At 71.5% G+C, this 22,675-nt stretch carries 33 protein-coding genes; 4 read left to right on the forward strand and 29 right to left on the reverse strand.

Annotation, left to right across the window (positions count from 1 at the left end; genetic code table 11):
* From ssb to HUW36_RS01055, 12 genes are all read right to left on the reverse strand, one after another.
* The coding region (gene ssb / locus HUW36_RS01000; protein ID WP_246247773.1) for a single-stranded DNA-binding protein at window positions 1-630 on the reverse strand (630 nt) is incomplete at its 3' end.
* Window positions 631-634: 4 nt separating this feature from the next.
* Window positions 635-1,075: a hypothetical protein gene (locus HUW36_RS01005; RefSeq protein ID WP_174526322.1), complete on the reverse strand. Its 441-nt coding sequence runs from the start codon at window positions 1,073-1,075 to the stop codon at window positions 635-637.
* 193 nt (window positions 1,076-1,268) lie between these two features.
* Complete coding sequence (locus HUW36_RS01010; protein ID WP_174526323.1) at window positions 1,269-2,501, reverse strand: hypothetical protein; 1,233 nt, start codon at window positions 2,499-2,501, stop codon at window positions 1,269-1,271.
* 357 nt (window positions 2,502-2,858) lie between these two features.
* Complete coding sequence (locus HUW36_RS01015) at window positions 2,859-3,119, reverse strand: hypothetical protein (protein ID WP_174526324.1); 261 nt, start codon at window positions 3,117-3,119, stop codon at window positions 2,859-2,861.
* Window positions 3,120-3,238: 119 nt separating this feature from the next.
* The gene (locus HUW36_RS01020) at window positions 3,239-5,335 is read right to left on the reverse strand and encodes a P-loop NTPase family protein (RefSeq protein ID WP_174526325.1); all 2,097 of its coding nucleotides are present in this window, start codon (window positions 5,333-5,335) and stop codon (window positions 3,239-3,241) included.
* Window positions 5,336-5,340: 5 nt separating this feature from the next.
* Window positions 5,341-6,771 (reverse strand): hypothetical protein, encoded by a 1,431-nt coding sequence (locus HUW36_RS34260; RefSeq protein WP_246247775.1) that lies wholly within the window; start codon window positions 6,769-6,771, stop codon window positions 5,341-5,343.
* The gene (locus tag HUW36_RS01030) at window positions 6,768-7,085 is read right to left on the reverse strand and encodes a hypothetical protein (protein WP_174526326.1); all 318 of its coding nucleotides are present in this window, start codon (window positions 7,083-7,085) and stop codon (window positions 6,768-6,770) included. Before HUW36_RS01030 ends, HUW36_RS34260 begins: the two co-directional genes overlap by 4 nt.
* A 115-nt stretch (window positions 7,086-7,200) precedes the next feature.
* The gene (locus tag HUW36_RS01035; protein ID WP_174526327.1) at window positions 7,201-7,449 is read right to left on the reverse strand and encodes a hypothetical protein; all 249 of its coding nucleotides are present in this window, start codon (window positions 7,447-7,449) and stop codon (window positions 7,201-7,203) included.
* Window positions 7,446-7,670, reverse strand: a complete 225-nt coding sequence (locus HUW36_RS01040) for a hypothetical protein (protein ID WP_174526328.1) — start codon at window positions 7,668-7,670, stop codon at window positions 7,446-7,448. The genes HUW36_RS01035 and HUW36_RS01040 overlap by 4 nt, the downstream gene beginning before the upstream one ends.
* Window positions 7,667-7,840 carry a hypothetical protein gene (locus HUW36_RS01045; RefSeq protein ID WP_174526329.1) on the reverse strand — a complete coding sequence of 58 codons (174 nt, stop codon included), beginning with the start codon at window positions 7,838-7,840 and terminating at the stop codon, window positions 7,667-7,669. Before HUW36_RS01045 ends, HUW36_RS01040 begins: the two co-directional genes overlap by 4 nt.
* The gene (locus HUW36_RS01050) at window positions 7,837-8,064 is read right to left on the reverse strand and encodes a hypothetical protein (protein ID WP_174526330.1); all 228 of its coding nucleotides are present in this window, start codon (window positions 8,062-8,064) and stop codon (window positions 7,837-7,839) included. The genes HUW36_RS01045 and HUW36_RS01050 overlap by 4 nt, the downstream gene beginning before the upstream one ends.
* 75 nt (window positions 8,065-8,139) lie before the next feature.
* A complete protein-coding gene (locus HUW36_RS01055) occupies window positions 8,140-8,277 on the reverse strand; it encodes a hypothetical protein (RefSeq protein WP_174526331.1) in 138 nt (45 codons plus the stop codon).
* A 98-nt stretch (window positions 8,278-8,375) separates the two neighbouring features.
* Between HUW36_RS01055 and HUW36_RS01060 the strand changes: the two genes are divergently transcribed.
* Both HUW36_RS01060 and HUW36_RS01065 read left to right on the forward strand, forming a co-directional pair.
* Window positions 8,376-8,606 carry a hypothetical protein gene (locus HUW36_RS01060; protein ID WP_174526332.1) on the forward strand — a complete coding sequence of 77 codons (231 nt, stop codon included), beginning with the start codon at window positions 8,376-8,378 and terminating at the stop codon, window positions 8,604-8,606.
* Window positions 8,607-8,694: 88 nt separating this feature from the next.
* Window positions 8,695-9,105, forward strand: coding sequence for a hypothetical protein (locus HUW36_RS01065; protein WP_174526333.1), 411 nt, complete (start codon window positions 8,695-8,697; stop codon window positions 9,103-9,105).
* Between the two features lie 67 nt (window positions 9,106-9,172).
* On the opposite strand, the gene HUW36_RS01070 is transcribed toward HUW36_RS01065, so the two are convergent.
* The gene (locus HUW36_RS01070; RefSeq protein ID WP_174526334.1) at window positions 9,173-9,532 is read right to left on the reverse strand and encodes a hypothetical protein; all 360 of its coding nucleotides are present in this window, start codon (window positions 9,530-9,532) and stop codon (window positions 9,173-9,175) included.
* A gap of 54 nt (window positions 9,533-9,586) precedes the next feature.
* On the opposite strand from HUW36_RS01070, the gene HUW36_RS01075 reads away from it, so the two are divergent.
* Window positions 9,587-9,847: a hypothetical protein gene (locus HUW36_RS01075; protein ID WP_174526335.1), complete on the forward strand. Its 261-nt coding sequence runs from the start codon at window positions 9,587-9,589 to the stop codon at window positions 9,845-9,847.
* On the opposite strand, the gene HUW36_RS01080 is transcribed toward HUW36_RS01075, so the two are convergent.
* The 4 genes from HUW36_RS01080 to HUW36_RS01095 are packed head-to-tail and all read right to left on the reverse strand — an operon-like array spanning window position 9,844 to window position 13,027.
* Entirely contained in the window at window positions 9,844-10,230 is a 387-nt protein-coding gene (locus HUW36_RS01080) for a hypothetical protein (protein WP_174526336.1), read from the reverse strand. The genes HUW36_RS01075 and HUW36_RS01080 overlap by 4 nt on opposite strands.
* Window positions 10,230-10,688 carry a hypothetical protein gene (locus tag HUW36_RS01085; protein ID WP_174526337.1) on the reverse strand — a complete coding sequence of 153 codons (459 nt, stop codon included), beginning with the start codon at window positions 10,686-10,688 and terminating at the stop codon, window positions 10,230-10,232. The genes HUW36_RS01080 and HUW36_RS01085 overlap by 1 nt, the downstream gene beginning before the upstream one ends.
* Window positions 10,688-11,542 (reverse strand): peptidoglycan-binding protein, encoded by an 855-nt coding sequence (locus HUW36_RS01090; protein ID WP_174526338.1) that lies wholly within the window; start codon window positions 11,540-11,542, stop codon window positions 10,688-10,690. The genes HUW36_RS01085 and HUW36_RS01090 overlap by 1 nt, the downstream gene beginning before the upstream one ends.
* Window positions 11,543-11,560: 18 nt before the next feature.
* Window positions 11,561-13,027 carry a glycoside hydrolase family 26 protein gene (locus tag HUW36_RS01095; protein WP_174526339.1) on the reverse strand — a complete coding sequence of 489 codons (1,467 nt, stop codon included), beginning with the start codon at window positions 13,025-13,027 and terminating at the stop codon, window positions 11,561-11,563.
* A gap of 34 nt (window positions 13,028-13,061) precedes the next feature.
* Here HUW36_RS01095 and HUW36_RS01100 point away from each other — a divergent pair, with 34 nt between their 5' ends.
* Window positions 13,062-13,289 (forward strand): hypothetical protein, encoded by a 228-nt coding sequence (locus HUW36_RS01100; RefSeq protein ID WP_174526340.1) that lies wholly within the window; start codon window positions 13,062-13,064, stop codon window positions 13,287-13,289.
* A 4-nt stretch (window positions 13,290-13,293) separates the two neighbouring features.
* On the opposite strand, the gene HUW36_RS01105 is transcribed toward HUW36_RS01100, so the two are convergent.
* The 12 genes from HUW36_RS01105 to HUW36_RS01160 form a co-directional block, all read right to left on the reverse strand.
* Window positions 13,294-14,031, reverse strand: coding sequence for a hypothetical protein (locus HUW36_RS01105; RefSeq protein WP_174526341.1), 738 nt, complete (start codon window positions 14,029-14,031; stop codon window positions 13,294-13,296).
* Window positions 14,032-14,047: 16 nt separating this feature from the next.
* Window positions 14,048-14,857 carry a hypothetical protein gene (locus HUW36_RS01110; RefSeq protein ID WP_174526342.1) on the reverse strand — a complete coding sequence of 270 codons (810 nt, stop codon included), beginning with the start codon at window positions 14,855-14,857 and terminating at the stop codon, window positions 14,048-14,050.
* A 107-nt stretch (window positions 14,858-14,964) separates the two neighbouring features.
* Window positions 14,965-16,158: a Gp37-like protein gene (locus HUW36_RS01115; protein WP_217428744.1), complete on the reverse strand. Its 1,194-nt coding sequence runs from the start codon at window positions 16,156-16,158 to the stop codon at window positions 14,965-14,967.
* Between the two features lie 3 nt (window positions 16,159-16,161).
* Entirely contained in the window at window positions 16,162-17,094 is a 933-nt protein-coding gene (locus HUW36_RS01120) for a phage distal tail protein (RefSeq protein ID WP_174526343.1), read from the reverse strand.
* Window positions 17,095-20,067 carry a phage tail tape measure protein gene (locus tag HUW36_RS01125; protein WP_174526344.1) on the reverse strand — a complete coding sequence of 991 codons (2,973 nt, stop codon included), beginning with the start codon at window positions 20,065-20,067 and terminating at the stop codon, window positions 17,095-17,097.
* A complete protein-coding gene (locus tag HUW36_RS01130; protein WP_174526345.1) occupies window positions 20,064-20,381 on the reverse strand; it encodes an HK97-gp10 family putative phage morphogenesis protein in 318 nt (105 codons plus the stop codon). The genes HUW36_RS01125 and HUW36_RS01130 overlap by 4 nt, the downstream gene beginning before the upstream one ends.
* Before the next feature lie 38 nt (window positions 20,382-20,419).
* Complete coding sequence (locus tag HUW36_RS01135; RefSeq protein WP_174526346.1) at window positions 20,420-20,602, reverse strand: hypothetical protein; 183 nt, start codon at window positions 20,600-20,602, stop codon at window positions 20,420-20,422.
* A gap of 32 nt (window positions 20,603-20,634) precedes the next feature.
* The gene (locus tag HUW36_RS01140; RefSeq protein ID WP_174526347.1) at window positions 20,635-21,117 is read right to left on the reverse strand and encodes a hypothetical protein; all 483 of its coding nucleotides are present in this window, start codon (window positions 21,115-21,117) and stop codon (window positions 20,635-20,637) included.
* 3 nt (window positions 21,118-21,120) lie between these two features.
* A complete protein-coding gene (locus HUW36_RS01145) occupies window positions 21,121-21,714 on the reverse strand; it encodes a phage tail tube protein (protein WP_174526348.1) in 594 nt (197 codons plus the stop codon).
* 3 nt (window positions 21,715-21,717) lie between these two features.
* Entirely contained in the window at window positions 21,718-21,948 is a 231-nt protein-coding gene (locus tag HUW36_RS01150; protein WP_174526349.1) for a hypothetical protein, read from the reverse strand.
* Entirely contained in the window at window positions 21,945-22,334 is a 390-nt protein-coding gene (locus HUW36_RS01155; protein WP_174526350.1) for a hypothetical protein, read from the reverse strand. The genes HUW36_RS01150 and HUW36_RS01155 overlap by 4 nt, the downstream gene beginning before the upstream one ends.
* A gap of 1 nt (window position 22,335) precedes the next feature.
* Window positions 22,336-22,668: a phage head completion protein gene (locus HUW36_RS01160; protein ID WP_174526351.1), complete on the reverse strand. Its 333-nt coding sequence runs from the start codon at window positions 22,666-22,668 to the stop codon at window positions 22,336-22,338.
* Window positions 22,669-22,675 lie beyond the last annotated feature (7 nt).

The following is a 22,675-nucleotide window of genomic DNA, read 5'->3' on the forward strand; positions in this document are numbered from 1 at the left end:
ACCCGCGCCGTCGAGCCCGCCGGCGGCGTCGGGGCGCTCGCCGGACGGGTGGGGCTCCCCGGACCGCTCGACCCGGCCGGCGAGCCCGACCCGCGTCGTCCCGAACTCCGGCGGCGGGAAGTCGTCGTCGAACGGCCGGTCGTCGAACGTGGCCGGGGCCTGCGCGTCGGGCACCGGTTCGGTCGCCTCGCCGTGCACCCGCTGCTCCGCGTCCGCGTCCTCGACCGAGCTGGTGGCGGCGCGGGGCTGGTTGCGCAGGAAGCGTGCCCGGCCCCGGGACAGGTCGTGCCCGACCGCGACCGCCTCCAGCTCGTAGAGCGTGCGGTGGGTGCCGGCCTCGTCGGTCCAGTCCCGGGTGTAGAGGCGGCCGGCGACGATCACCGGGTCCCCGACCGCCACCGACGCGGCCACCCCCTCGGCCAGCCGACGCCAGCAGTTGACCCGTACGCGCAGGCTGTTGCCGTCGACCCAGCGGCCGCTGTCGCGGTCGAGCCGGCGGGCGGTCGAGGCGACCTTGAAGTTGGCCACCAGTGTTCCGCTCTGGGTCGTCCGGCGCCATTCCGGCGCGGTCAGCACATTGCCGACGATCGTGGGGGATGGCGAACACCCATCAGGCTCGCCGTCCCCCACGAGGCTAGTTGTGCTGGCTGCGGCCTTGCTGCTCGCCCCCGTTGAGCTTGCGTTTGATGCTGCGCAGGGCGGCGAGGGTGTCGGGGTCGACGCCGGTGGGCAGGGGCACCGTGTCGTGTTCCCCGCCGACGGCGACCATCCGGGGCTGTTCGGTGCGGGCCCGGCCGGGCAGGTAGGTGACGCTCGGCGGGGTATCGCGGACGGTCTTCTCGATGCGCTCGGCGATCTGGTCGGCTTTCCGGTCGAGTTCGGCGGTGATGAAACGCCGGAGTCTGCCCTCGGCGCAGCGGGTCATCCAGCCGCAGGCCCCGACAGTGAACACGGATACGGCGATGGCGTAGGCGCCCCGGTTGATGTCTATCGGGGTGGTGGTGTCGAGAACGTACGCGATGAGTGCAGCGCTGATGGCGCCGGCGGAGATGACGATGAACGGGATGCCGCGCACGCTGTCGCGGTCGTCGGTGCTGGTGGACGCGTCTCGGGTGCCGCACATGGGTTGTTCACTCCGATCGAGTTGTGCTTGGGACGGGGATCGGAGGCGGGTGTTGCGGGTTCCGCCCTGCCTCCTGCCGGGGCCCGGGTTGCGGTCGGGTGCCGGCGCGGTGCCCACCGGTCGGGGTGGTGGGCAGGGGGCGGGCTCAGGCGGGGCCGGGCTCGATCGCGGTGTGCCGTGAGGCGGGCAGGTGGGATCGGGCGCGCAGGTGGTGCAGCTGGTCGAGCGTCGGCTGGGCGAGCATCGACGTGACGTCGCCGAGCGGCTGCCCGTGCTGCTGGCCGGTGTTGCTGGTGGTGGTGGCGTCGGTGCAGGCGCTGCCGTTGTCGTGCTGGCCGGGTTTCGGGCATCCGGGCGCCGACTTCACGCCGCCGCGGAGGCCGCGTTTGGTGAGCCGGTGCCGTTCGAGCACGGTCCGGTAGTCGACGTGCGTCTCCGCGCCCTGGTCGGCGGGGTCGGTGCAGTCGGGTGGCGGCAGGTTCTCGAGGGCGGCGCCGGGCATCTCGCCGACGGTGGCCTCTGTCGGCTGGTCGACGGCTTCGGCGATGGTGGGGCCGATGGGGATGGGCAGCGCGACCGGCGTCGGGGTGGGTGCCGCGGGGGTGGTGTAGGGCTGGCCGGTGGGGGGTTGGGCGGTGTCGTCGTCGGCGCCGGGCAGGGTGGCCGGGTTGGTGGCGGGGAGGGTGACGACGATGTCGACGACCGGCGTCTTCACCTCGAGGGCGGGTGCCGGTTCGGTCGGCGCCGGGGTCGGCTCCGTGCCGAGGTCGACCTCGACGGGCGGCACAACCTCGTCGACCACCTCGACGACGTCTTCGACCGCCTGGCAGATGCCGTCAACGAGCGGGACGTCGCACAACGGTGTTGTCGGCGTCGTCGGCTCGGCGGGGGTGGTCGGCTCGGGCGCCGGGGTGTCGGCGGGCTCCGGGGTCGGCTCGGCCTGGTCGGTGTCGCGGTCCTCGACCGGCGTGGTCGGCTCGGGCTGCGGGTCGGCGGGCTTCGACGGCTCGGGCTCCGGGTCGGGTTCGCGGGTCGGCTCGGGCTTCGGCTCAGGCTTGCTGCTCGGCTCCGGGTCCGGCTCCGCCGGCGGCGGGGTGGGCTTGTCGGCAGGCTCGTCCTTCGCCGGCTCCGGCTCGGGCTTCGGCTTCGGTGCTTCGACCTTGACCGGCGCGGCGTCGACCACCGCGTCGAGCGCCTTGCGGACGGGCTTGCCGGGCAGACCGCGGTCGAGCACACCCCCCGGGCGCTCGGCCACGGCCGCCGGCTTGTCGTCCGCGCGGGCGGTGTTGGTGGTGGCGTCGTAGGCGGCGAGGCCGGCGATGCCGACGGTGGTGAAGGCGGCGGCCATGAGCCAGCGGCGGATCGTCGTTCGGGTCATGTCGTCACCTCCCCCCACGGTGGTGATCTTCCCGGTCTGATCGGTGGGACTTGTGTGGGTGACTGGCTGGCTGCTCAACCGGTCGCCGTGGTTGTCGTCAGGCAAGGAGTGTCGCGTGCCTGGCCGTGAGCTGTACATCGTCGTATAGGTGGGCGGGATTCGCACCCTCTGGTGATCGCGCGTGTCCGTACGGTCAGCATGATCACGGTTGATGTGTCCGTTTTTGTGGCAGCTACTCGAGGGTTGGTTTCGCACCATCCGCCAGATCGTCTGAGTAGATCGTCATCGGGCGTTGAGTAGATCCCGGGCAAGCGTAAGGCCCCGGTGCGACGACCAGGGCCCAACGCGCGTGCGAGGTCAGGACGCCGCCTTGCGGACCCGGGCGAACCGGTTCCACACGCGGCGCCCAATCCGGAGCCGGCGGCCGGGCGAGCGCCGGCACCACCAGCAGTCGCGGAACACCTTGCCGTCGTCGCGGTAGTGGTTCCCGGTGCCCTTGCAACACCAGCACGGCGCCCACGGCCGCCAGCGCCAGGACGCCACCTTGACGGCGATGAAGACGACCACCGCGAGGGTGGCCAACACCCACCCAGGTGCCGAGGCGATCAGGTCTCTCACAGGCCCTCCCAGGGCGGTTTCGAGGGGTCGGGCCTGCGGGCGTGCTATCCGCAATCCCGCAGGTCACAGCGCCTTTAGGGCGCTAGCGGGCGCGCTATCGATAGCGCGCCCGCCCGCTATCAGTCCGCGATCTCGCGGGGCTTCGCGCCGGCGTCGAGAGCGGCCTGGAGGGTGTCCAGCCGCACCCCGTACTTCGTCCACCCGCGGCCCTCCGGGTGCGGGTTGCCGGTCCACATCCCGTCGAGCTTGCGGTGGATGCTGACCGTCTTCACGCCGGTGGCCTTCAGCGCGGCGCCCAGCGTAGTGACCGTCCAGTCGCCGTAGATTTCCGGACGCAACCGCTGGAGCCGGTCGACGATCAGCTCCGACCACAGGGCCTCCTCGCTGCCCGGCCAGACGGCGCGGATGTCGGCCAGCAGGTTGTACGCCTTCACCTTCGGGGCGGGTTCGTCCAGGTCAGGCATGGTGCCGGCGCCCTGCCGGTGCCGGATGGCGTGCTCGACGATGCGCTTCGCCGCCGGCCCGTCGACCTTGTACGTGCGGCACGACACCGGCTTGCCGAGGCCCACCAGCCAGCCCCAGCCGTAGTCCTCGTCACCGAACATCGTGGCGCGGATGCCCTGCTTGTACATGCTGGTGCCCAGCACCATGTCGTTCTCGACCTGGCCGGTGACCCGCAGGCAGAACCGCACGCCGGCGTTCGCGGACACGCCCTTGGGCAGGGAGTCCTTGTCGGGACGCTGGGTGGCCAGCAGCAGGATGATGCCGAGCGCCCGGCCCAGCTTGATGACCTTCTCGGCCAGGTCGCCGGCCTCCTTGCCGAACTCGCCGTGCGCGAACAGCTCCTGGCACTCGTCGATGAACGCGACAACCGGGTGAAGGCCCAGGTCAGGCATGCTGGCCAGCTCGCGGGTGACCTTGTTCTCGGGAGCCTTCCCGGCGCGGGCCATCCGCTTGATGACGGCGCCGCGGCGGACGCATTCAGTGCGCAGCCAGCGCAGCATCTCCAGCGCCTCTTCAACGGTGTCGTCGTCGGCGCCGGACCCGAACTTCGTGCAGATGGGCTCCAGCATGTCGAGGTCGCCGGTGCCCTTCAGTTCGTAGCCGATCAGCTCGGCTGTCGGGTCGAGGGAGGCGGCGAGCAGCGGCAGGCGCAGAGAGAACGTCTTCCCGGCACCGGGCATGGCCCCGAACAGCCAGTTGCGGTACATCAGCGACCCGTTGATCGGACGCAGCCGCGGGTCGGCTGCGAACGGGAACGGCTTGAAGATGTCCACCTTGGCACCCTTGAGCAGCGGCCACGGCGGCTGCTTCATCGCACTGGCGGGCTGGTAGCCCTGCCAGATGGCGAGCCGGCCCGGGTGGGCCTTCGGCATGGTCTCCGGCCACACCTGGTCGACCGGCACCCGCAGCCCGGACGCGAGCCGGGAGCGGCGCTCGATGACGTCGACAGCGTCCACGCCGGGCGGCAGGTCGACGACGGCGAGCTGGCCGGGCCCGTCGCGGTGGATTTCCTGCGGGAACGTGATCTGCTCGGGCTCCTTCAGTCCGGCGATGCCGCACGACAGGATCGCCGAGCGGACCAGCTCGGCGGTGAGCCGCCGGTACTGCGGCTTCACGACAGCGGGGCTGACGATCGGCTTGTCGGCGGGCCGCCCGTACCGCGCCAGCAGCGGCACGACAACCGCCGCGACGACGCCGCTGTACCAGCCGGGCGACACCGCCAGCACCACGCCGCCAACGAGCACGCCGGTGGCGCCTGCGCCGAGGACGACACCGCGGTACAGGCGTGTCGCCTTCGCCTCGCGGTGCAACTTCATCCACGCGTCGGGGTCGTTGCGGGTGGCAGCCTCCTGGCGTAGCGGTTCCTGTTCGAGGACGAGCCACCACTTGAGGAGCTTCCCGACGAGGCGGATGGCACCCCAGCACGCCCACAGGAGGGCGAGGGGGACGTACCAGAGCGGGGTGCGTACCGCGTGGTAGGCGGCGACGTGCCCGGCCCGGCCGGCGGTCTGCTTGACGGTGGGGGCGAGGTTTCCCTTGCGCAGGCCTGCGGGCACGATCGGGCGCCGCTCGGCGGGCTTGCCGACGATGGCAGCGAACACGGGCTTGCGTTCAGGCTGGTCGACGGGCGGGCCTTCGGGGGCGGGGGTGATGTCGACGGTCTCGTGGTCGTCGTCGTCCGGGTGCCGGGGGTGCGGGATGTGGTCGGTCATGGTGGTCAGTTCTCCTGGCTGGCGGGCTTGGGCCAGTGCCGCTGCACGGTGCGCTCGCTGACGCCGAGCTTCTTGGCGACCTGCTCCTGCGTCATGTCGGGGTGCTTGGCGCGCAGCGCGGCGACCCGCTCGGCGGTGGTCTGTCGGGTCTTGGTGTCGGGGCGGGTGGCGACCCGTCGGGTGATGCGCGTGGCGGGTGCGGTGGCGGCCACGGTGGCGGGCTGCCTGTCGGGCGCCCTGTCGGGCTCGGTGTCGGGTGTCGGGTGCGCCACGATGGCAGCCGGTGTCGGGTCAGGCTGTCGGGGCGATGGCGGGTTGACGGCGGCCGGCGTGTCGGGTCGGGTGGCGGGTTCGGAGGTCGCCACGACGAGCGCCTCCAGGTCGTCACCGTGACGCGCCGGCGGCGCCGCGATGGCGACCGGCGGAAGGTCGAGCGGCATCGTCGCCGCCAGAGCGCGCACCCGCTCCGTCGCCCGGCGGGTGTCGGCCAGCGCGTTGTCGATGGCGGCCTGCTCGTCGACCGTCATCTGGCCGACCAGCGGCCGACCGGCGAGCAGCCTCACCGCCGCCCGCACCCGGCCCGGCGCCGGACGATCCGCCCGTCGCTCGGCCAGCTTGCGCCGGCGGTCCCGGTTGTAGCCCTCCCACGCCCGCCGCGGGTCACGCTCGTAGTGGTCGATGCTCCACCGCTTCGCCAGCCACGCCCGCACCGGGAACGCCCGACGCCGCTGCGGGGAGAACTCCACCCCACCCTCGTCGATCAGGTCGGCGTCCTCGGCCAGCAGCTGCACGTGCTGGGCCCGCCGGGTGTGCAGACCCCACAGCCACGGCGACAGCAGCGACAGCAACGCGAACGCCACCGCCGCCGCCGTCGGCGCCATGCCCTCGCCGGCGAAGTGCGCGTAGTTGATGGCGGCCACCACGGCGGCGATCGTCCACGACGCGCGGCGCAGCGAAGCGGCGGTGGCGTGTGCCTTCAGCAGCAGCGCGTCGTGGGCGTGCCACTGCACGTACACCGCCACCGACTCCATGGCGATGGCGAACGCGACCGCGAACGTCAGCTTCGACGCCGCGTTCCACGCCTCGGGGGCGATGTGTTCGTAGGCGTAGGCGGCCTGCGCGTAGGCGGCACCGCCGTTGATGAGCAGCAGCGGGAGCACCGGGCGCAGCTTCGCCGTGAACTCGGCCCGCGATGCCCGACGCCGGTCGCGTCGCTCGGCCTGCTCGGCGCGGCGGGCCAGGTCGCGGCGGCGCTTCTCCTGCTCGTCGGCGATGGCCTGCTGCCGGGTGAACTCGGCGTCGGCGGCCTGCCGCTCGCGCTGGATCTGCGCCTCTACGCGGACGCGCTCCAGGTCGGCGCGGGCCTGCTCCCGGGCGGCCTCGGCCCGGGCTCTCTCCAGCTCCGGGTCCGCCGGAGCGCGTCGGAAGGTGATCATCGGTTCGCGGGCTCCTTGATGCGGAGGTCGGCGAGGGTCATGTCGGACGTGTGCTGCGGCAGCTCACCCGCCGGGCGCCGGGCGGGCACCACGGGGCGGAGCATCCACCGGTGTCGGGCGGTGCGGTAGCCGCGGCGGGCCAGCCGCCACGCACGGGGCGTCGCCCACTTCCCGGCGAGGATCAGCAGCACCAGGGCGAGCTGCACGGCGCGGGCGGCGGTCTTCAGCAGCCACAGCAGCATCTGCCAGGACAGGGCGGCGAGGAACGTGCCGGTGCCGCCGTTGCAGCCGCACTTGCCGTTGATCGTGCACATCAGCGGGCCGCCTTCGTGCAGGTCTTGACGTGCTCCTTCATGGCCTTCGTCAGCGCCTGCGGCGTGGTGCCGTCCGGGATGACGAGCACGCCGCACGCCTTGCAGGTCCAGAGGGTCATCGGGCCAGCTCCTTCCGGGCGGGCTGCGTCCGGCGCTGCTGCTGCGGCACCTGCCCGGCGGCCTGCGACGGCGCGGACGCGTCCGCACCCACCAGCAGGGACACCCCGGCGACCAGGAACGGGGCGACACCGGCGGCCTGCAACAGCAGCCCCGGCTCCCCGGCGGGCAAGTTCACGGCGACCTCCCACACGGCGGTGGTCAGACCGGCGCACACGACGTGGGCGGCGATGGTGCGGGCGTTCATCGGATCGACCTCCGGAGAGCGATGCGGGCGGTCAGGGCCGAGCGGCGCAGCGTGCGCAGCGCGTGGTCCTCGACGTCGTTGGTGGGCTGGGTGGGCCGGTCGAGCAGTCGCACGATCTGGTACAGCTGCTGGTCGACGACCTCGATGGCGCGGGCGGCCTGGGCGATGCGGTCGGCGGCGGTCTGCGGCGGCGCGGGACGCAGGCGGTGGATCAGGCTCACGACACACCGCCGATCACGCCGAGGTTGGTCAGCAGCGCACCCACGGCGAGGGGGGTCGCGGCGCCGACGATGCGGAACACGGCCCGGTTGATGCGGGCGGTGAGCCCGTCGGCGGGGCCGAGCATGCCCAGCGCGAGGATCAGGGCGGTGACGATGAGGGCGAGCATCACCGGTCACCACCCTGCGCGACCAGCACGAGACGGAAGCCGGAGCCGGAGCGGTACCGGTCGGGGTTGGTGCGGATCGCGGCGCGGAGAACGCGCCATCCGCCGTCCGTGCCCTCGGCGGTGTGGATGGGCTTGGCGGTCAAGTCGACGTTCATCAGGCCCTCGCAGTCGGGGGCGGTGCGAGCGTCGACGATCCGCTCCTCGATGCAGTAGGTGATGATGTCCATGGGTCGGACCTCCTAGCGGTCTGATCAAGGCCCCCGGCCAGCGGTAGGGTCGCCAGCCGGGGGCCGCTTTCGTGGCTACTTGCCCTTCGGGCGCTCGCTGCCGTGCGCCTCCCGTGGCAGCCCGCACTGGCCGAGCCGACCGGGCGCCACCTCCGTGACCTCCTTGCACTCCCGGGTGAACCGGCCGTCGAACGCGTGGTCGGGGCTGCTCATCTGGGTGGCCTCCTCGGTCTCGCTTGCGTGTTCGTGTTTCTGATGAGACGCTAACCCCACCGCAGGGCATGTGTCAACTGAGACAAGGAGCTGATAGCGTGACCGCCGTGGTTCGCCCCAAGACCGTCTACGACGACGAGCAGCAACGACTCCTGAACGTCGCCGTGGAGAAGGCCCGCGCCGCCGAGGTGGCCGAAGAGGAGGCGTGGCAGGCCATCAAGGCGGCCCGCGACGCGAAGGTGCTCGACACCGACCTGTGCGGCGAGGAAACACCGCCGAGGTTCAACCGGGCCACCCTCAACCGGAAGTTCGGCCCCCGCTCAGCCTGACCCCCAGACAGCACGAAAGCGGCCCCGCCAGAGCGCAATCGCTCCAGCGGGGCCGCTGTCTGTGCGCCCGTTCGCTACCGTGCCGGCCATGACCCGTTCCCGCACCCTCACCGCGGCCGTCCTGGTCGCCTTCGCTGCGTCCGGCTGCTCCAGCGACCGTGAGCCGGCCGCCGCGCCCACCAGCAGCCCGCCCGCCACCACTGCGGCGGCGTCCCCGTCGGCGAGCGGCCCGGACGTGTACGCGGTGAAGGCGTGCAAGCGGGCCGCGGACGCCCTCGATGCCGGCGGGAACACCCTCGACGAGATGGCGGCAGCCGCCTACGAGGCGCAGCAGTCCAGCGAGGAGAAGCTCGTGCGGGCGGGGGCGGCGTTCAGGGAGCGGGTGAGTGACGCGCAGGCCGCTCAGGGGGCCAGCGACGAGGCGGTGATGGAGGCGAACGCGGCAGCCGCCGCGCTGACGTTCACGGGCACGTGCGCTGAGGTCGGTCTGGTGAACTGACCCGGACATGCAGAAGCGGGCCCCGTCTCCGGTTGGAGGCGGGGCCCGCTTCTGTGCAGCGTGGGGGTCAGTCGGCGGTCACCGGGGTCTTCGACCCGATGCCGTTGTCCGACACGGCCGGCGCGAACGCCACCCCGGCGGCGGTCAGCCCTGCCAGCACCAGCACGATCCACTCCCCCGAGTCGAGGCCGCCGAGCACGGTGGTGGCGAGGGCCTGGAGGACGGCGAGGACGACCGCGACGGCGGTCTTGCCCCACCGGTACTCCGGGGCGATGGGGACGAGGTAGACGCCGGCGGCGGTGGCGGCGGCGATGCCGATCTGCACCCACTCCTCCGGGTCGATGTGGTTGTCGCCGCCGAGGGCGGCGTAGAGGGCGACGAGGACGGCGCCCGCCAGGGAGGCGAAGGCCTTGCCGTACTTCTCCATCAGGTCTCCTGGGGGATACGTGTCGGGCCGGCGGGCACGGTAGCGTCGCCGGTTGTGGCTGGGATGTCGCAGCTCCGCGAGGCGGGCTGGTTGTACGGGCCGTCCGACCCGTGGTTGCCGTTGGCGCTGGTCAGGTTGTTTGAGCACCGGGACGGCAGCGGCCGGTGGGAGGTGCGCCTGAACTCGCCCGCGCATGAGCCGTCGCAGGTGGCCGTGTTCGACGGCGAGGAGCCTGCGCGGGCGGAGTTGGGGCGGATCTACGCCGACGGTGAGCAGGACGGGCAGTGGCGGATCCGCCGGCCCGACGCCTACTAGTCGGGTTTGCGGGATCCGGCGCCCACCGGTTCGGTGGTGACCATCTTCCGCAGCTGCTCGACCTTCGCGTCGGGGTGCAGGATCGCCGCCCGCCACCGGCGCAGGGTGGCCGTCAACCCGGCCACGCTGTCGGACAGCTCACCGAGGTTGTCCTTCGTGGTGCGGACCTCGGTCTCCAGCTCCCGCACCCGCAGCTTCAACGGCTCCAACAGGGTGAGCGCGGTGTCGGTGAGCACGTCGGCGGCGTCGGCCCGGAACTTTCTGCGTTGCAGCAGCAGACCGATCAGCGCGGCCAGGCCCCCGCCCCCACCGAGCACCCCCACCACCGTGACGAGGATCGACGTCCACGCCGGCCCCGACGGCGGCGCATCTGCCGCCCACATCACCGGTCACGCTCCACCAGTAGCGGCACGTCTGCCATCACCCCCGACTCGGCGGCCCGGGCAACCCGCATGAGGTCCCGGCCGATCTGACCGACCCGCCACCACGCACCCACCGCCACACCCCCCACGAACGCGCCGGCGGCGGTGGCGGACAGGCCGGCGATGACGGCGAGCGCGATGGCGTACATGGTGGTGACGGAGCCGAGGACAGCGACGCCGAGCAGCTCCACACCCAGGGCCGTGCTGAGCTGCCCTTTCCAGGTGACGCCGACCAGGCCGACGACACCGGCGACGATCAGCCCGACCTCCCAGCCGGCCTGCACGATCGTCGGCATGGCGGACACGACCGAGGGGGGCCGGTACTCGGTGGCCAGCAGCGCGATCCCGCAGGCGAGGGCGGCGATGAGCACGGCCACCTCGAACGGGTGCCGGCCGGTGGTGATCTGAACCGGGCGCACTACCGGACCAGACGGGCGGCGAGTTCGCTGGCAACCTGATCGACGGTGGCGCCGCCGGCCGGGCCGGGCTCACCCCGGTCACCCTTCGGCCCCTGCGGACCAGCCGGACCCTGCGGGCCCGGATCGCCCTTCGGCCCGGGCGTCGCGCCCGCGAACCGCCTGATGAACAGCACCTGCACCCGGATGTACGAGTCGGCGTCGTAGACCCGTCCGTCCGACACGACGCCGAGGGACGCCTCGGCCTTCTTCAGCGCGGCGGCGGTCCCGTCGCCGTACGCCCCGTCGATGGTTCCCGGGGTGAACCCGATGTTGTGGAGGGCGTACTGGAGGGCGCGGACGTTCTCGCCCCGGTCGCCGTACTTGCAGAACATCTGCGTGATCCCTTCTGCCGGGGCGGGGCCGATCTGCCAGTCGGCGCCGCTGTCGGCGGCGGCGGTGTGCACGGTGCTGACGTGGATGTGCGTGTCGTGCGGGTCGGAGCCGCTGTACGAGGACCACCGCCACCCGTAGTTGGGGCCGGTGATCCGCCGGTTGGAGATGATGTAGCCGATCCGCGGGTCCCTGCTGGCCCGGAGCTGCTCGGCGACCTTGTGCGCGTCGAGGCCGAGGTTGGGGGCGTGGGGGAAGTCCCTCGCGCAGACGACCGCGGTGGCGCCGAGCGCGCTGTAGAAGTGCGGGTAGTGGTCGGAGGTCGAGGAGTGGGCGCTGTCGGCGATCGACCCCCACGACGCCGCCGACGTGGCCGGCGGCACCGCCCTCGGGTAGGTCGCCCGGATCTGCTCGTTCAGCCGATCCAGCGAGCGGACCGTCCGCCACGGCTGGCCCTTGCTCCACATGCGGATCTCCCTCGCCATCAGCGGCACCGTGGCCTCCTAGAAGATGGGGACGCCCGGCCGCGCGTCCGGTGACACCGCCGGAGCCGACGGTGCCGGTGCCAACGCCACCGACCAGACGGTCACCTCGGTCTGCGTCTGGTTCGCCGTCAACGTCCGGCCGTAGGTGCCGGCCGCCAGCGGGGCGGACTCGAACACGGCGACGGTGATGTCCTGCCCGCCGGCCGCGTTGCTCGCGGCGTCCCACCGCTTGGTGTCACCCCCGGAGCTGGACCAGGTGGTGGGGGTGCCGGTGTTCGCGTGCCGGCTCATCACCATGGTGAGCAGGACCCCGCCGTCGGGGACCGCCACCGACGGCGCCGTGTGCACCGTCCCATCGGTGGAGCTGGCCGCCGACGCCCACGCGGCGAGCGGTGTGCTGGTGTGCAGGCCCCGGTAGGCGCCGACCCATCCGGCGTTCTTCCGCGCCGACGACAACGTCCACGCGTACGTGGACGGCTCCGACGCCGCAGTGCGGGTGTACGCCTTGCTGGTCAGGTTGCTCGTGTCGGTTTGCGTGCCGAGCAGCGTCAGGGCGGGGTCGGTGGTAGTGACCGTCGACCCGATCCACCCCATGAACCCGACCAGGAAGTCCCCGTTGACCGTCCCGGACGGCTTGGCCACGGACAGGCTGGTGATCGACGTCGCGTTGAGGGTCTGACCGGCCGGCGGAACGAAGCTGATCCCGCCCGTGACCGGCGGCGGCGCGTTCTCTGCGGCGATCAGCGCGGCGAGGGTTTCCTCCTCGACGACGCGGTTCTGGGCGATGATGTCGTCCCCGCCGACGTGGAACCAGGTGCCGGTGAGCGCGTCGTCGGCGTGCAGCACCTGCACGAACGAGCGCATCCAGTCCGCGCAACCGGTGCCGCCGGGGTCGGTGGACACCCGTTCGGCGCCCCACTCGGCGATCAGGTAGGGCTTGCCGACCTGCGCGGACATGTCCCGGCACAGTTTCAGCATGTCCGCCGGATCCCGGTACGAGCTGGACGACTCGTTGTAGACGTCGAAGCCGATCGCGTCGATGCCGTACGCGGCGTCCGCCGGCCACCACGTCGCCGCCGGGTTGGCGTTGTGCTCCCACCAGTAGTGGGTGAACACCGGCGCGAGGGTGATCCGGGAGCGGGCGGGGTGCGATTCGAGGGTTTGCACCAGCTCCAGCCAGCGGGACCGGAACACCGCCGGCAGCGGGTCCCCGCTCGTCTGCTGCTCGGGTTCGTGCCAGTAGGTGAGGATCAGCCGCTGCCCGGACGGCATCGCGTTGAGCCAGGTGGTGACGGCGGCGAGGTCCCAAATCTTGAACGACAGGTGGGGGACGGCGCCGGCGGCGACGATCGGGCCGAGGACCGTGCCCGACCAGGACGGCAGGGTTTGCGTGCTGCTGCGGAACACCCGCACGGCTTCGGTGCCGGGGTAGCGGGCGAGCATGGCTTCGACGGACAGGGTGCCGGGGCACCAGCCGAGCATCATGGGCGTGTGCCTCCCGGGCTATAGAGTTGTGGCCGTGAATGACCTGGTGAAGGACCCAGCGCCCGCAGTCGGGCAGGTGTGGCGAGGCGTGGAACACGGCAGCCTGTTCCGGGTGCTGCTGGTGCACGATGGGAAGGTGACCTTCCAGGTCATGCACCAGGGCAATCCGCAGAACGAGGACTGGCTGCCGGTCGGGCAGATCCACAGCCTCCCGCTCGAGCGGTGGCTCAACGGCTACCTGGAATTCGGGTGGCTGACCTGATCCGTCAGTAGGCCAGGGCCTGCACGGTCAGCTTGCTACCGGCGGTCGTCGAACCCACCTGGATCACATCCACCGTCAGATACGACGTCGGCCCCCACGCCGACACCGCGAACGTCGAGGCCACACCCGAGGACCGCTGCCCGGTCGCGATCGTCGGACGGTTCCCGGAGGTGAACGCCTCCACCCCATCCACCTTCAACGTCACGATCAGCGAGCTACCGGCCGGCGTGGAACCACCCACCGACGCCACCACACCCCGCAACGTCAGCGTCTTCCCCGTCGGGTTGTAGATCCGGTACACGCCCGTACCGACCGTGGCCGTGTCCTGCGACCACGTCGGCATCAACGCCTGCGGCGGCGACGCCGCGAACGCCGCGAAGTCGTCCGCCGTGTCCTGCGCCAAGGTGGCCACCGCCGACAGCGTCCCGGCCAGACGCGCCTGCACCAACGCCCGCGGCCCACCACCCGCCGACGCCCACAGCTCCGTCACCCCGTCCGGGCCCTGGAACGGCGGGATCGTCCCCGGCGCCCGACCGTCCGACCCGTCCGACGACGTGATCGTCGTCGCCGCGACGCCGCTGCCGTCGAGCAGATCGGTGACCTGCGTGCCGCCGGTCTCCGCGTTGTAGAACGCCACCTGCACGGCGCCGACGATCTGCGCCATGCCGTCGTTGCCGTCCACCCCGTCCTGCGTGGTGAACGTCCAATCGGCGATCCCGCCGGCGAACCAGTACCGAGCCATGCGAATCGAATCCCTCTCAGGAGGCGGCGTGGAAGGTCAACGAGCCGTCGAGGGCCCGGCTGTCAGTGACGCCCCGACCCAGCGGCGCCTCGATGTACACCCCGCCGGCGGTCGTCGCCTTCAAGCGCACCGACTCACCCGACGCGGATCCGTAGAACGCCTGCCCCGGCACGTCGAACGTCGGATAGCAGCCCGCCGGCAGCTGCCCCACCTTCACCGACGCGCCCGCCGGGATCGACGTGCTGCGGGTCACGTTCACCGCCATCACGACGGTGCCGTTGCGCCGCTGTACCCGGTTCAGCGCCGCCGTCCAACCCGACGACAGCGACAGCGACAGCAGCCCCGAATCCTCGGCCGTGGCGCTCCAGCCCGTGCCGTTCGACAGCAGGTACTGGCCGGTGTCGGTGCGGAACACCACCCGACCTGGGCTGGGCGGGGGCATCGTCGCCGCCTTGCACAAGATCATGCCGTCTTCGCCGAGGTACCAGCAGCGGCGCACCACATCCGTCGACGCGAGGGTGGTGGCGTTGTTGACCACCGTCACCTCAGCCAGCGGCAACTCCCACCAACCCGACGTGCCCGTCGCGTTCGTCGTCGCCGGCGCACCGGCCCCCGGGGTGCCCTGCACCACCTGCACCGACACCGAGTAGTCCGACCGGTTCAGCCGCAACACCACCAGGTCGATCCGCGTGCTGCCGGACGTGTTCGCGGCGAGGGTCTTCGAGAACTCCGACGCGTCGTTCTGCCAGAAGTAGCCCTCCACCACCGCCGACTTGCTCGCCCGCACGAACACCTGCCGCGTGCCCGTGCCGTTGGCGTACACCACCGACGAGTCGTCCGGATGCCCGTGCACCCCCGTGGCCGTGCCACGGCCGAGGATCAGCTCGTGCTGCCGCTGCGTCACCCCCGGATTCGGGGCGTAGGACTCCGCCATCAGATGGTCTCCAATCGGTCGAGCCTGCGGGCCAGATCACGGGTGGTACGCAGCCACAACGGATCAGCCGACGCTTCCTGGGTGCCGACCAGCGCCGTAACCGTCTCCCCCGCCTCCGGGGTCACCTGCAAATGCACCGACCGGACGACGTCGGCGACCTCCACCCCGAACCCCAGCTCGATCGACACCCGGTCGCCGAGCTGGTAGTGCACGCCGTACCGCTGGTCCGTGGTGTCGACGGTCACCGACGACAACCGGGCGGTCGCCGCCTCCGTGACCAGCGCCGCATCACCGGCCTGATCCAGCTCCGTTGTGCTGCTGGTGGTGTCGTCTGACTGCCGCTGGTCGACGAACGTTTCCATCCGCTCGTAGTGGGTCACCGCCGCCGTGTCGGTGCGCTCCACGATCACCCGCGACGTGCCGACGTCCTTCCCGCCGACGACCGCCACGGTGGCGGTCGGCAGGGCCGGCTCGTAGGTGTAGGCGCGCAGGTTGCCCAGGCCGCGGGAGAACCGCACCGTCCCGGCCAGGTTCTGCGGCTGGTAGACGTCGAACAGGATCTGCGATCCGGACTGCCGGGTGCGGAACCCCAACCCACCACCGGCGAGGGCCGCGGCGCGCAGCGCGTCGTTGAGCGGCTCGAACCGGGTCCCGAACTTGACCACCGAGCCGAGCCCAGCGCCGGCGCCGAGCGCCAGCTGCGGGATCCGCCTCGCGGTCAACGCGCCCGGGCCAGCGTTGAGATTCACCAGAGAGCGGATGATGTCGCCGGCCTCGTCGGTGGCCGTCCACCGCGCCGACGCTGTCTGCGCTGTCGCCGCCGCCGACGGTGTCGGGTAGGTGATCCGGGCGGCGAGGCGCGCGAGGTCGTCGGCGAACCGCACTGTGATCGTGCCCGGCCCGGAGTTCTGCCCGTCGACCGACCACTCCTCCGCGCCCGGCTGCTCGATCGGACCCGCGCAGAAGATCACCCCGTCGCGGATCACGACCACCCGGCGCAGCCCGTCCACCTCCGTGCCCGCGACCTGGGCGTGCAGGGCATCCGACGCCGGGGCGGTGAACGACCCGCTGGCCGGCTCGTTGAACCGCAACGTCACATCCAGGCTGGTCCAGTTGGTGATCGGGTCCCCGACCAGGTTCAGGTTCCGGTCGGTGACCAGAATCGCGATCCCGTCCGGTGTCATCAGAGGCATCCGCTACGCCGTTTCGTATCGAGGGACGTAGGACAGAACCACCCGGGTCGCCGAGGTTGCCCCGGTCACCGCGAACGTCACGTCGTTGCTGCCTGGCTGCAAACCCCACATCACGGCGCCGGGCCAGTTGAGGTTCCCGGTCCAGTTCTCACCCGCCGGGCCTCGGACCTGCGCCGTCTCCGTGGTGATCGTGGCGGTCTGGCCGGCCGTGAGCGTCGCCGTCAGGGTGAACGCCCTGCCGGTGGTGTTGTTCGTCGCCGTGATCGCCGTCGCCGGGCCGGTGATCGACCACACCGGCCACGCCTCCACGTCACCGGCGTTCGTCGCCGTCGTCGCACCGAGAACACTCGACGGGCTGACCGTCATGTACGGGTTCAGGTACGACGCGCCGGTGGCCTGCTGATACGGCAGGGACACCGGCTGCGTCGACCGCCAGTACGGGTCCTCACAGAACAGCGACAGCACCACCTGCTCGTGCAGGAACCCCCAGCCCGGCTCCCCGGTGAACCCGCCGTCGTAGTAGGCGCGGATCTCACGTGCGGTGCCGTCGGGGCGCATCACCCGCAACGTGCCCGGCCCGAGACGCCGCGTCGAGGTGAACGCCGACGCGAGCATCCGGTACATGGCGACCAGCTCCAGGTGCGAGTTCGCCGACATGAACAGCGGCCACGTGATCGGGCGGGCCTGCGGCTGAATGTGCCGCACCCGCACCCCGCCACGCGGGTGCGGGTCGCTGACCAACTCCACCGGCGCCGCGCCGAGCCCGGCCCGCCCACGAGGGGTGAACCAGCCCAGGCTTGGCGCGTCCAGCGGGATCTCCCGCCCGTCGGGGGTGATCCACGAGTAGCGGGGGATCCGGGTGTCGGTGTCCGTGGTGATGACCCTGGGCGGGGTGTCCGGCTCGACCACCACCACCGGGGGGACCAGAAGCGGCATTTAGCGCCTCCTCCCTGCCCTGGCTTGCAGTGCCTGCCTGTGCAAGACGGCCTCCACCGAGGCCACCGTCGCCCGCTCGTTGTGCAGGTGGATGTGCGTCTCCCCGCCGCTGCCGGCGAGGACGTCGAGGTCGGCCGGGTGCAGTCGCAACCTCGCCTCACCGTTCGGCGCACCGAAGATCGGCTCACGGCGGCCTGTGAAGTTCGGCACGATGTTGTAGCCCGGGCGCAGCACCCGCAGCCCGCCGTCGTCCATCGCCGCGTGGATGTGCGCGTTCCCGCCCGCGAAGTTGTGCTGCTGCCACACCGCTCCCGTGTAGGTGTGCGGGCGGCCGTTGAGCAGGTTCAGGTCCTGCCACGGCGTGATCAGCTCGCGCACCCGCGAACCGAACGTGGCGTGGATGTACTCCGCCCACGCCCGCACCGGCGCGATGTCGACGGCCCGCCCCGACGCGTGATACGACGTGTTGCCCGTGAGCGTCGTCGCCCCAGGCCGCAGCCCGGAGATCAGCGGCACGTTCCCGAACCGGGACCGCAGCGACCCCAGCACGGCGAGGATCCCCGACCGCAGCCCACCCGCCCCGACAGACCCGCCGCCACCGGAGCCGAAGAACTCACCGACCAGCCGCTGCACCTTCTCCAGCGCCAGGTCCTTCATCCGGCCCGCCGCGCCGGTCACCGTCGCCGCCAGCGGGTTCCGACCGAACCGGGCGGCGATGCGCCCCAACCCCAGCCGGTTCGTCAACCACTTGCCCGGCCCGGCGAGCAGCGACCCGAACCCGTCGCCGACGCCCCGGCCGTCGCCGTAGCCGTCGCCGAGGTGGTCGGCGTTGTCCCGGCCGGTGCCCGTGCGGGCCGACTTCGACGGGCTACTACCGCCGCCGCCCCAGCGGATCTCCGGGATGCGGTCCTTCACACCGACCTTGCTGGCCAGCCAGTTGATCGACCCGATGATGCCCTTGTTGAGCACCTGGTCGACGACGAAGCGCACCGGCGCCGACGCCGCCTCCTTCACCTTGTTCCAGGCGGCGGCGATAGCACCGACCCCGGTGCGGAACGCCGGCGCGACGGTCTTGGAGATGAACGAACCGAGCGCCGAGAACACCGGCTTGATCCGCTTGTTCCACGCGTCCGAGATGCTGCCCACCACCGCGGCGAACACCGGCTTGACCACGTTGTTGTACAGGAACCGGATCACCGGGAACACCACGGTGGTCAGGTACATGCGCAGCGCCGCCAACGCGATCTGGATGACCACCCAGGCGGCCTTGACCGCCCACGAGATTCCCGCCCAGGCCGGCTTGAACACGTTGTTCCACAGGAACATCACGTACGGGGTGACGACGTTCTTGAAGTACCAGACCAGCGCCGACACGGCCGGCTTGATGATGCTGTTCCAGGCGTACGACACCGCCACCTGGATGCCCTTCCAGGCGCCCTGCACGATGTTCCGGAACGTCTCCGACTTCTGGTAGGCCACCACCAGCGCGGCGCCGAGCGCCACCAACCCGATGATGATCAGACCGATCGGGTTCGCCGCCAACGCCGCGTTGATGATCCACTGAACGGCAGCCCACGCCTTCGTCACCGCCGACACGATCCGGATCTGCGTGATCCACGCGACCAGCCCACCGGCGGCCTGCACCGCCAGCACAGCGGCGTGGGCCTGCGTCACCAGCAGCAAACCACCCATCGTCGCCGCCAGGGCCTTCGCGACCGTCTCGTGCTCCCGGAACCAGCCCACCACCGCCAGCGTCGCCCCACCGAGCCGCTCCAGCGCACCCTTCACCCGGTCCCCGGCGCCAGCCACCCGGCCCATGAAGTCCTCGTTGCTGCGCAGCTTGTCGACCAGGTCCGTGGCCCGCGGCAGCACCTCACCACCGATGACGTTCACGAACCCGGACTGGAGGCTGCGGATGAACCCCTGGATCCGCGACTGGTCGGACTGGTCTGCGATGCCCTTCGTGGCACCGGCGACCTTCCCAAGGCCGTCGGTGGCCGCCGAGACGTCCAGCCGCTTGAACGCGTCGCCGAGGTCTTCCCACTGCGTGCCGAACAGGGCCACACCGATACGGTTTCGCTCCAGCGGGTCCTTGGTCTTGTTCAGCTCCGACACGACCAGCCCGAACGCGGCCTTCGCCGCCGGCCCGCCCGCCGCGAGGTCGACCGCCATGCCCTTGGCGTCCATGCCCAGGGCCTTGAACGCCTCCTTGGTCGACTTGCTGCCGTCGATGGCCCGGATCGAGAATTCCTTGATCGCATCCGCGGCCAAGTCGCTGTTGCGGGCACCGCCGGCCAGCAGCTGGTTGATGACCCCCAGCGCCGCCGGCCCATCCAACCCGAGCTTGCGGAACTGCACGCTGTACTCGGTGAACGTGTCGAGCAGGTCGCCGCCCTTGTCGGCGCCCGACTGCAAGCCCTTGGTGATGATGTCCAGCGCGGCCTGCGCGTTCGGGGCCAGCCCGGCGCGCAGCATCGACGACACCGCGGCGGTGACCCCACCGACGTCCTGGTCGAACACCCGCGCGATGTCCAGCGCGCCGGCGGCGATGTCCTTCAGCACCGGCACCGACGCGTTGCGCAGCGACGGCACCGCCTGTACCACCTTCGCGATGGCGTCGTTGACGGTGCCCATGCTGTCGCCGTAGTTCTTCGCGTACAGCTCACCGGCGGCCTTGCCCAGCTTCGCCGAATCCGCAGCGGTCAGGTTCAACTGCGCGCGGAGCCGGTCGTTGGCCGCACCCACATCCAGCGCCCCGCTGATCGCCCCCGAAAGCGCCGTGCCGATACCCGCCGCCGCGAACGCCGCCGTCACCGCGGTGGCCATCCGCCGGCCGAACGACTCCCCGGCCTCCTCACCGGCCGCCGCAGCAGCCGACGACGCGTCGATACGCCGGATCCGCTTGTTCAGCTCCGGCTCGAACCGGTCGGTCTTCGGCATCACCTCGACGTACGCGGTCCGCAGGACGGTCACGACCTACCCCCGCCCCGCGGCGCGACCGCGCCGTTCTTCACCGCCGCCGGCACCAGATGCGGCTTCGGGTCGTGGTCCTCACCGCCGGCCTCGACCAGCCACCCGTACCAGGCCGCCGGACCCCAGCCGACAAGGAACGTCACCGACCGCGCCTGCCGGTCGTACACCCGCTCCACCTGGATGTTGCGGCGCAGCGTCCCGGTCTCCTTCGGCGCCAGGCGGCGGGCGTCCCGCCGGATCGCGTTCGCGACCTGCCGGACCTGCTTCGCCACCTCCGGAATCTGGGAGATGGCGGCGAGGACCTCGGGGCGCATGCGCCCACGGTCAGCCAGCATCGCCGCCACCCCCTGATTCAGATGTCACCCGCCCGGATCGCCTGCTCCCGCGCCCGCAGCCGCTCCTCCTCCGCCCGGTCGGCGGCGGTCAGCGGCGCGGACAGCCACCGGTCCAACCCGAGGAACCCGCACCCGTCCGCGCACCGGTCGGCCGTGCACTTCTCCCCGTGCTCCTGCTGCTCCCGCAGGTGCACGAACACCAGATTCAGCAGCAGCCGCGACGACAGCCGGTTCAGCCAGCCAACACCTGGTCGACCGGGGTCATGCCCGGCCAGACCGGGGGTACGGAGGACGAGGACCTCGAAGGCGTCGAAGTTGGCAGCGGCCCACCAGCAGAGGCGGGCCGCTGCTCGGTAGGGCGTCCACCCTGCAACTCGAACAGGGCCATCGCGAGCCGGATCAGTTCTTCCAACGGCACCGAGTGGCTCACGGCGAGCCGGTAGAACCGCTGGAACTCCGACGGGTCCGCCGGCCGGGTCTCCCCGTCGACCTCCCGCTCCGGCACCGTCAGGGAGCAGCGCACGGCCTCCCACAGGGCCGCCATGCCTTCCGTCTGCTCGATCTTCTCGCTGGCCGCCGCGCCGAGCTGAAGCATCAGCATCGGCGGGATCTCGCCCTTGACCTCGAACCGCTCGCCGCAGAACTCGAACGTGTCCGGGTCGGTGTAGGCGCGCGCCTCCCGCTGCGCGGCACCGAACGTGCCGAGGTGCGCCATCCGTCACACCCCCTGCGCGAGCGGGCCGGACGTCCACCGCTTGTACGGGGTGGTCAGCACCGCCGGGTCGGGCAGCTCCACCGCGAACTCACACGGCAGGCCCGCCTTCGTCTCGTACGTGCCGCGCGCCACCTCGACCGAGCCGACGTTGAACACCTGCGGCCAGACGATGACCTCGTCGTCCTCCAGCGACTGGAACGCCAGCATCACCCGCACCTCGGCGCCGACCAGCGGCGGGACGTACGTGTTCAGCTTCGTCGCGCCTGTGCCGGAGGTGGTGATCGTGCCGCCGTTCATGGCGAGCTTCCAGTTCAGGTCCGACAGGTGGTTCATGGTGAACGCCACCCGGCCGGTCTTCCCGGTGGTGACGGTCCGCACCGGGTAGAGGCTCTCGGCGACGGTGATGTCGGAGGTGTCCGTCGACTCGGTGTACGTCATGCCCTCGTCGGTCGCGCCGACGTCCAGCCAGTTCGTCCACGTCCCCGTGATCTTGCTGGTGGCGGCGGTGAACGTCGGGATCGTCGTGCCGAGCGGCGCGTACCGGATGATGCCCGGCCCGGTCTTGATCTGCCCGGGGGCGATCGTGTTGGTGGCCATGGCTCAGCCCTCCTTGCTGCTCTTGGCGACCGTGGTGGCCTTCGCCGGCGAAGAATCACCGGTCACGTCGGCGGTCGCCTGCTGGGCGGCCTTGGTACCGGCTCCGGACACGTAGTCCTGCCAGCCGTTGGACTCGACGAGGTCGGCCGGTACCGTCTGCCCCTTGCGGAAGGCGTAGACGCCGCGGCCCGGCTCGCCGAACTCGATGTCGCTGGTCGCGACGAACTCGCTCACGATGCCTCCGGGAAGACGTTGAAACTTGCCTGGGTGATCACCCTGGGCCTGGCGGACGTGTCGTCCGGGGACCAGAGCATGGAAACCGGGATGGACAGGCCGGTGACCCGACCGCCCACGATGGGGCCGAGGAACCCCCACAGCGCCGCCTCGCCCGCTCGGGCCAGCGCCTTGGTCTGCGATTCGGTGCCGCCCCACCACTCCACCTGGTACTCGGGGAAGCCCTCCCACGGCCACGGCTGGGTACCGCCGAGGCTGCTGATCCTCACCGCCGGGCTGGTGCCCGCGGCGAGTTTGGTCCCCACCCGACCCCCGTGCAGCGGGACGAGGGTCGGGTGGGAGTTCAGGTAGTCGACGAGCGCCTGGTCGACGTCAGGTAGCGGCATGTCAGGCCCCCTGCTCGACGCGCATCAGCACCGCCTCCAGGTGGTGCAGCACGTTGCGGCGTTTCCACCGCTCCACGTCGCCGTCGATCTCGTAGGTGGCGCCGTCCCACACCACCCGGTCCGTCGCGACCAGGTCGGCGGACGGGCCGACGATGAGCCGCCACCGGGTGACGGTCTGCTGCTGGTTGACCACGTCCTCAGTGCTGGAGACCGGCTGCACTTCCGCCGGCCACGTCGCCTGCTCCGGGTTGTCCCAGTCGCGTTCCTCGTTGCCGTACGGGCCTTCCGCCAGCGGCGCCCGCAACCGTGTGACCTGGTCGTGCAGGATCACCACGACCCCC

This window comes from Micromonospora maritima (genome assembly GCF_902825405.1).
Taxonomy (GTDB): Bacteria; Actinomycetota; Actinomycetes; order Mycobacteriales; family Micromonosporaceae; genus Micromonospora; species Micromonospora maritima.

What these genes read in the sequence shown, in the direction of transcription:
- HUW36_RS01010 (WP_174526323.1), bottom strand. Translation starts at nt 2,501, where the DNA reads ATGACCCGAACGACGATCCGCCGCTGGCTCATGGCCGCCGCCTTCACC.
- HUW36_RS01020 (WP_174526325.1), bottom strand. Translation starts at nt 5,335, where the DNA reads ATGACCGACCACATCCCGCACCCCCGGCACCCGGACGACGACGACCAC.
- HUW36_RS34260 (WP_246247775.1), bottom strand. Translation starts at nt 6,771, where the DNA reads ATGATCACCTTCCGACGCGCTCCGGCGGACCCGGAGCTGGAGAGAGCC.
- HUW36_RS01030 (WP_174526326.1), bottom strand. Translation starts at nt 7,085, where the DNA reads ATGTGCACGATCAACGGCAAGTGCGGCTGCAACGGCGGCACCGGCACG.
- HUW36_RS01035 (WP_174526327.1), bottom strand. Translation starts at nt 7,449, where the DNA reads ATGAACGCCCGCACCATCGCCGCCCACGTCGTGTGCGCCGGTCTGACC.
- HUW36_RS01050 (WP_174526330.1), bottom strand. Translation starts at nt 8,064, where the DNA reads ATGGACATCATCACCTACTGCATCGAGGAGCGGATCGTCGACGCTCGC.
- HUW36_RS01055 (WP_174526331.1), bottom strand. Translation starts at nt 8,277, where the DNA reads ATGAGCAGCCCCGACCACGCGTTCGACGGCCGGTTCACCCGGGAGTGC.
- HUW36_RS01065 (WP_174526333.1), top strand. Translation starts at nt 8,695, where the DNA reads ATGACCCGTTCCCGCACCCTCACCGCGGCCGTCCTGGTCGCCTTCGCT.
- HUW36_RS01070 (WP_174526334.1), bottom strand. Translation starts at nt 9,532, where the DNA reads ATGGAGAAGTACGGCAAGGCCTTCGCCTCCCTGGCGGGCGCCGTCCTC.
- HUW36_RS01080 (WP_174526336.1), bottom strand. Translation starts at nt 10,230, where the DNA reads ATGTGGGCGGCAGATGCGCCGCCGTCGGGGCCGGCGTGGACGTCGATC.
- HUW36_RS01090 (WP_174526338.1), bottom strand. Translation starts at nt 11,542, where the DNA reads ATGGCGAGGGAGATCCGCATGTGGAGCAAGGGCCAGCCGTGGCGGACG.
- HUW36_RS01095 (WP_174526339.1), bottom strand. Translation starts at nt 13,027, where the DNA reads ATGATGCTCGGCTGGTGCCCCGGCACCCTGTCCGTCGAAGCCATGCTC.
- HUW36_RS01105 (WP_174526341.1), bottom strand. Translation starts at nt 14,031, where the DNA reads ATGGCTCGGTACTGGTTCGCCGGCGGGATCGCCGATTGGACGTTCACC.
- HUW36_RS01115 (WP_217428744.1), bottom strand. Translation starts at nt 16,158, where the DNA reads ATGCCTCTGATGACACCGGACGGGATCGCGATTCTGGTCACCGACCGG.
- HUW36_RS01120 (WP_174526343.1), bottom strand. Translation starts at nt 17,094, where the DNA reads ATGCCGCTTCTGGTCCCCCCGGTGGTGGTGGTCGAGCCGGACACCCCG.
- HUW36_RS01130 (WP_174526345.1), bottom strand. Translation starts at nt 20,381, where the DNA reads ATGCGCCCCGAGGTCCTCGCCGCCATCTCCCAGATTCCGGAGGTGGCG.
- HUW36_RS01140 (WP_174526347.1), bottom strand. Translation starts at nt 21,117, where the DNA reads ATGGCGCACCTCGGCACGTTCGGTGCCGCGCAGCGGGAGGCGCGCGCC.
- HUW36_RS01145 (WP_174526348.1), bottom strand. Translation starts at nt 21,714, where the DNA reads ATGGCCACCAACACGATCGCCCCCGGGCAGATCAAGACCGGGCCGGGC.
- HUW36_RS01155 (WP_174526350.1), bottom strand. Translation starts at nt 22,334, where the DNA reads ATGCCGCTACCTGACGTCGACCAGGCGCTCGTCGACTACCTGAACTCC.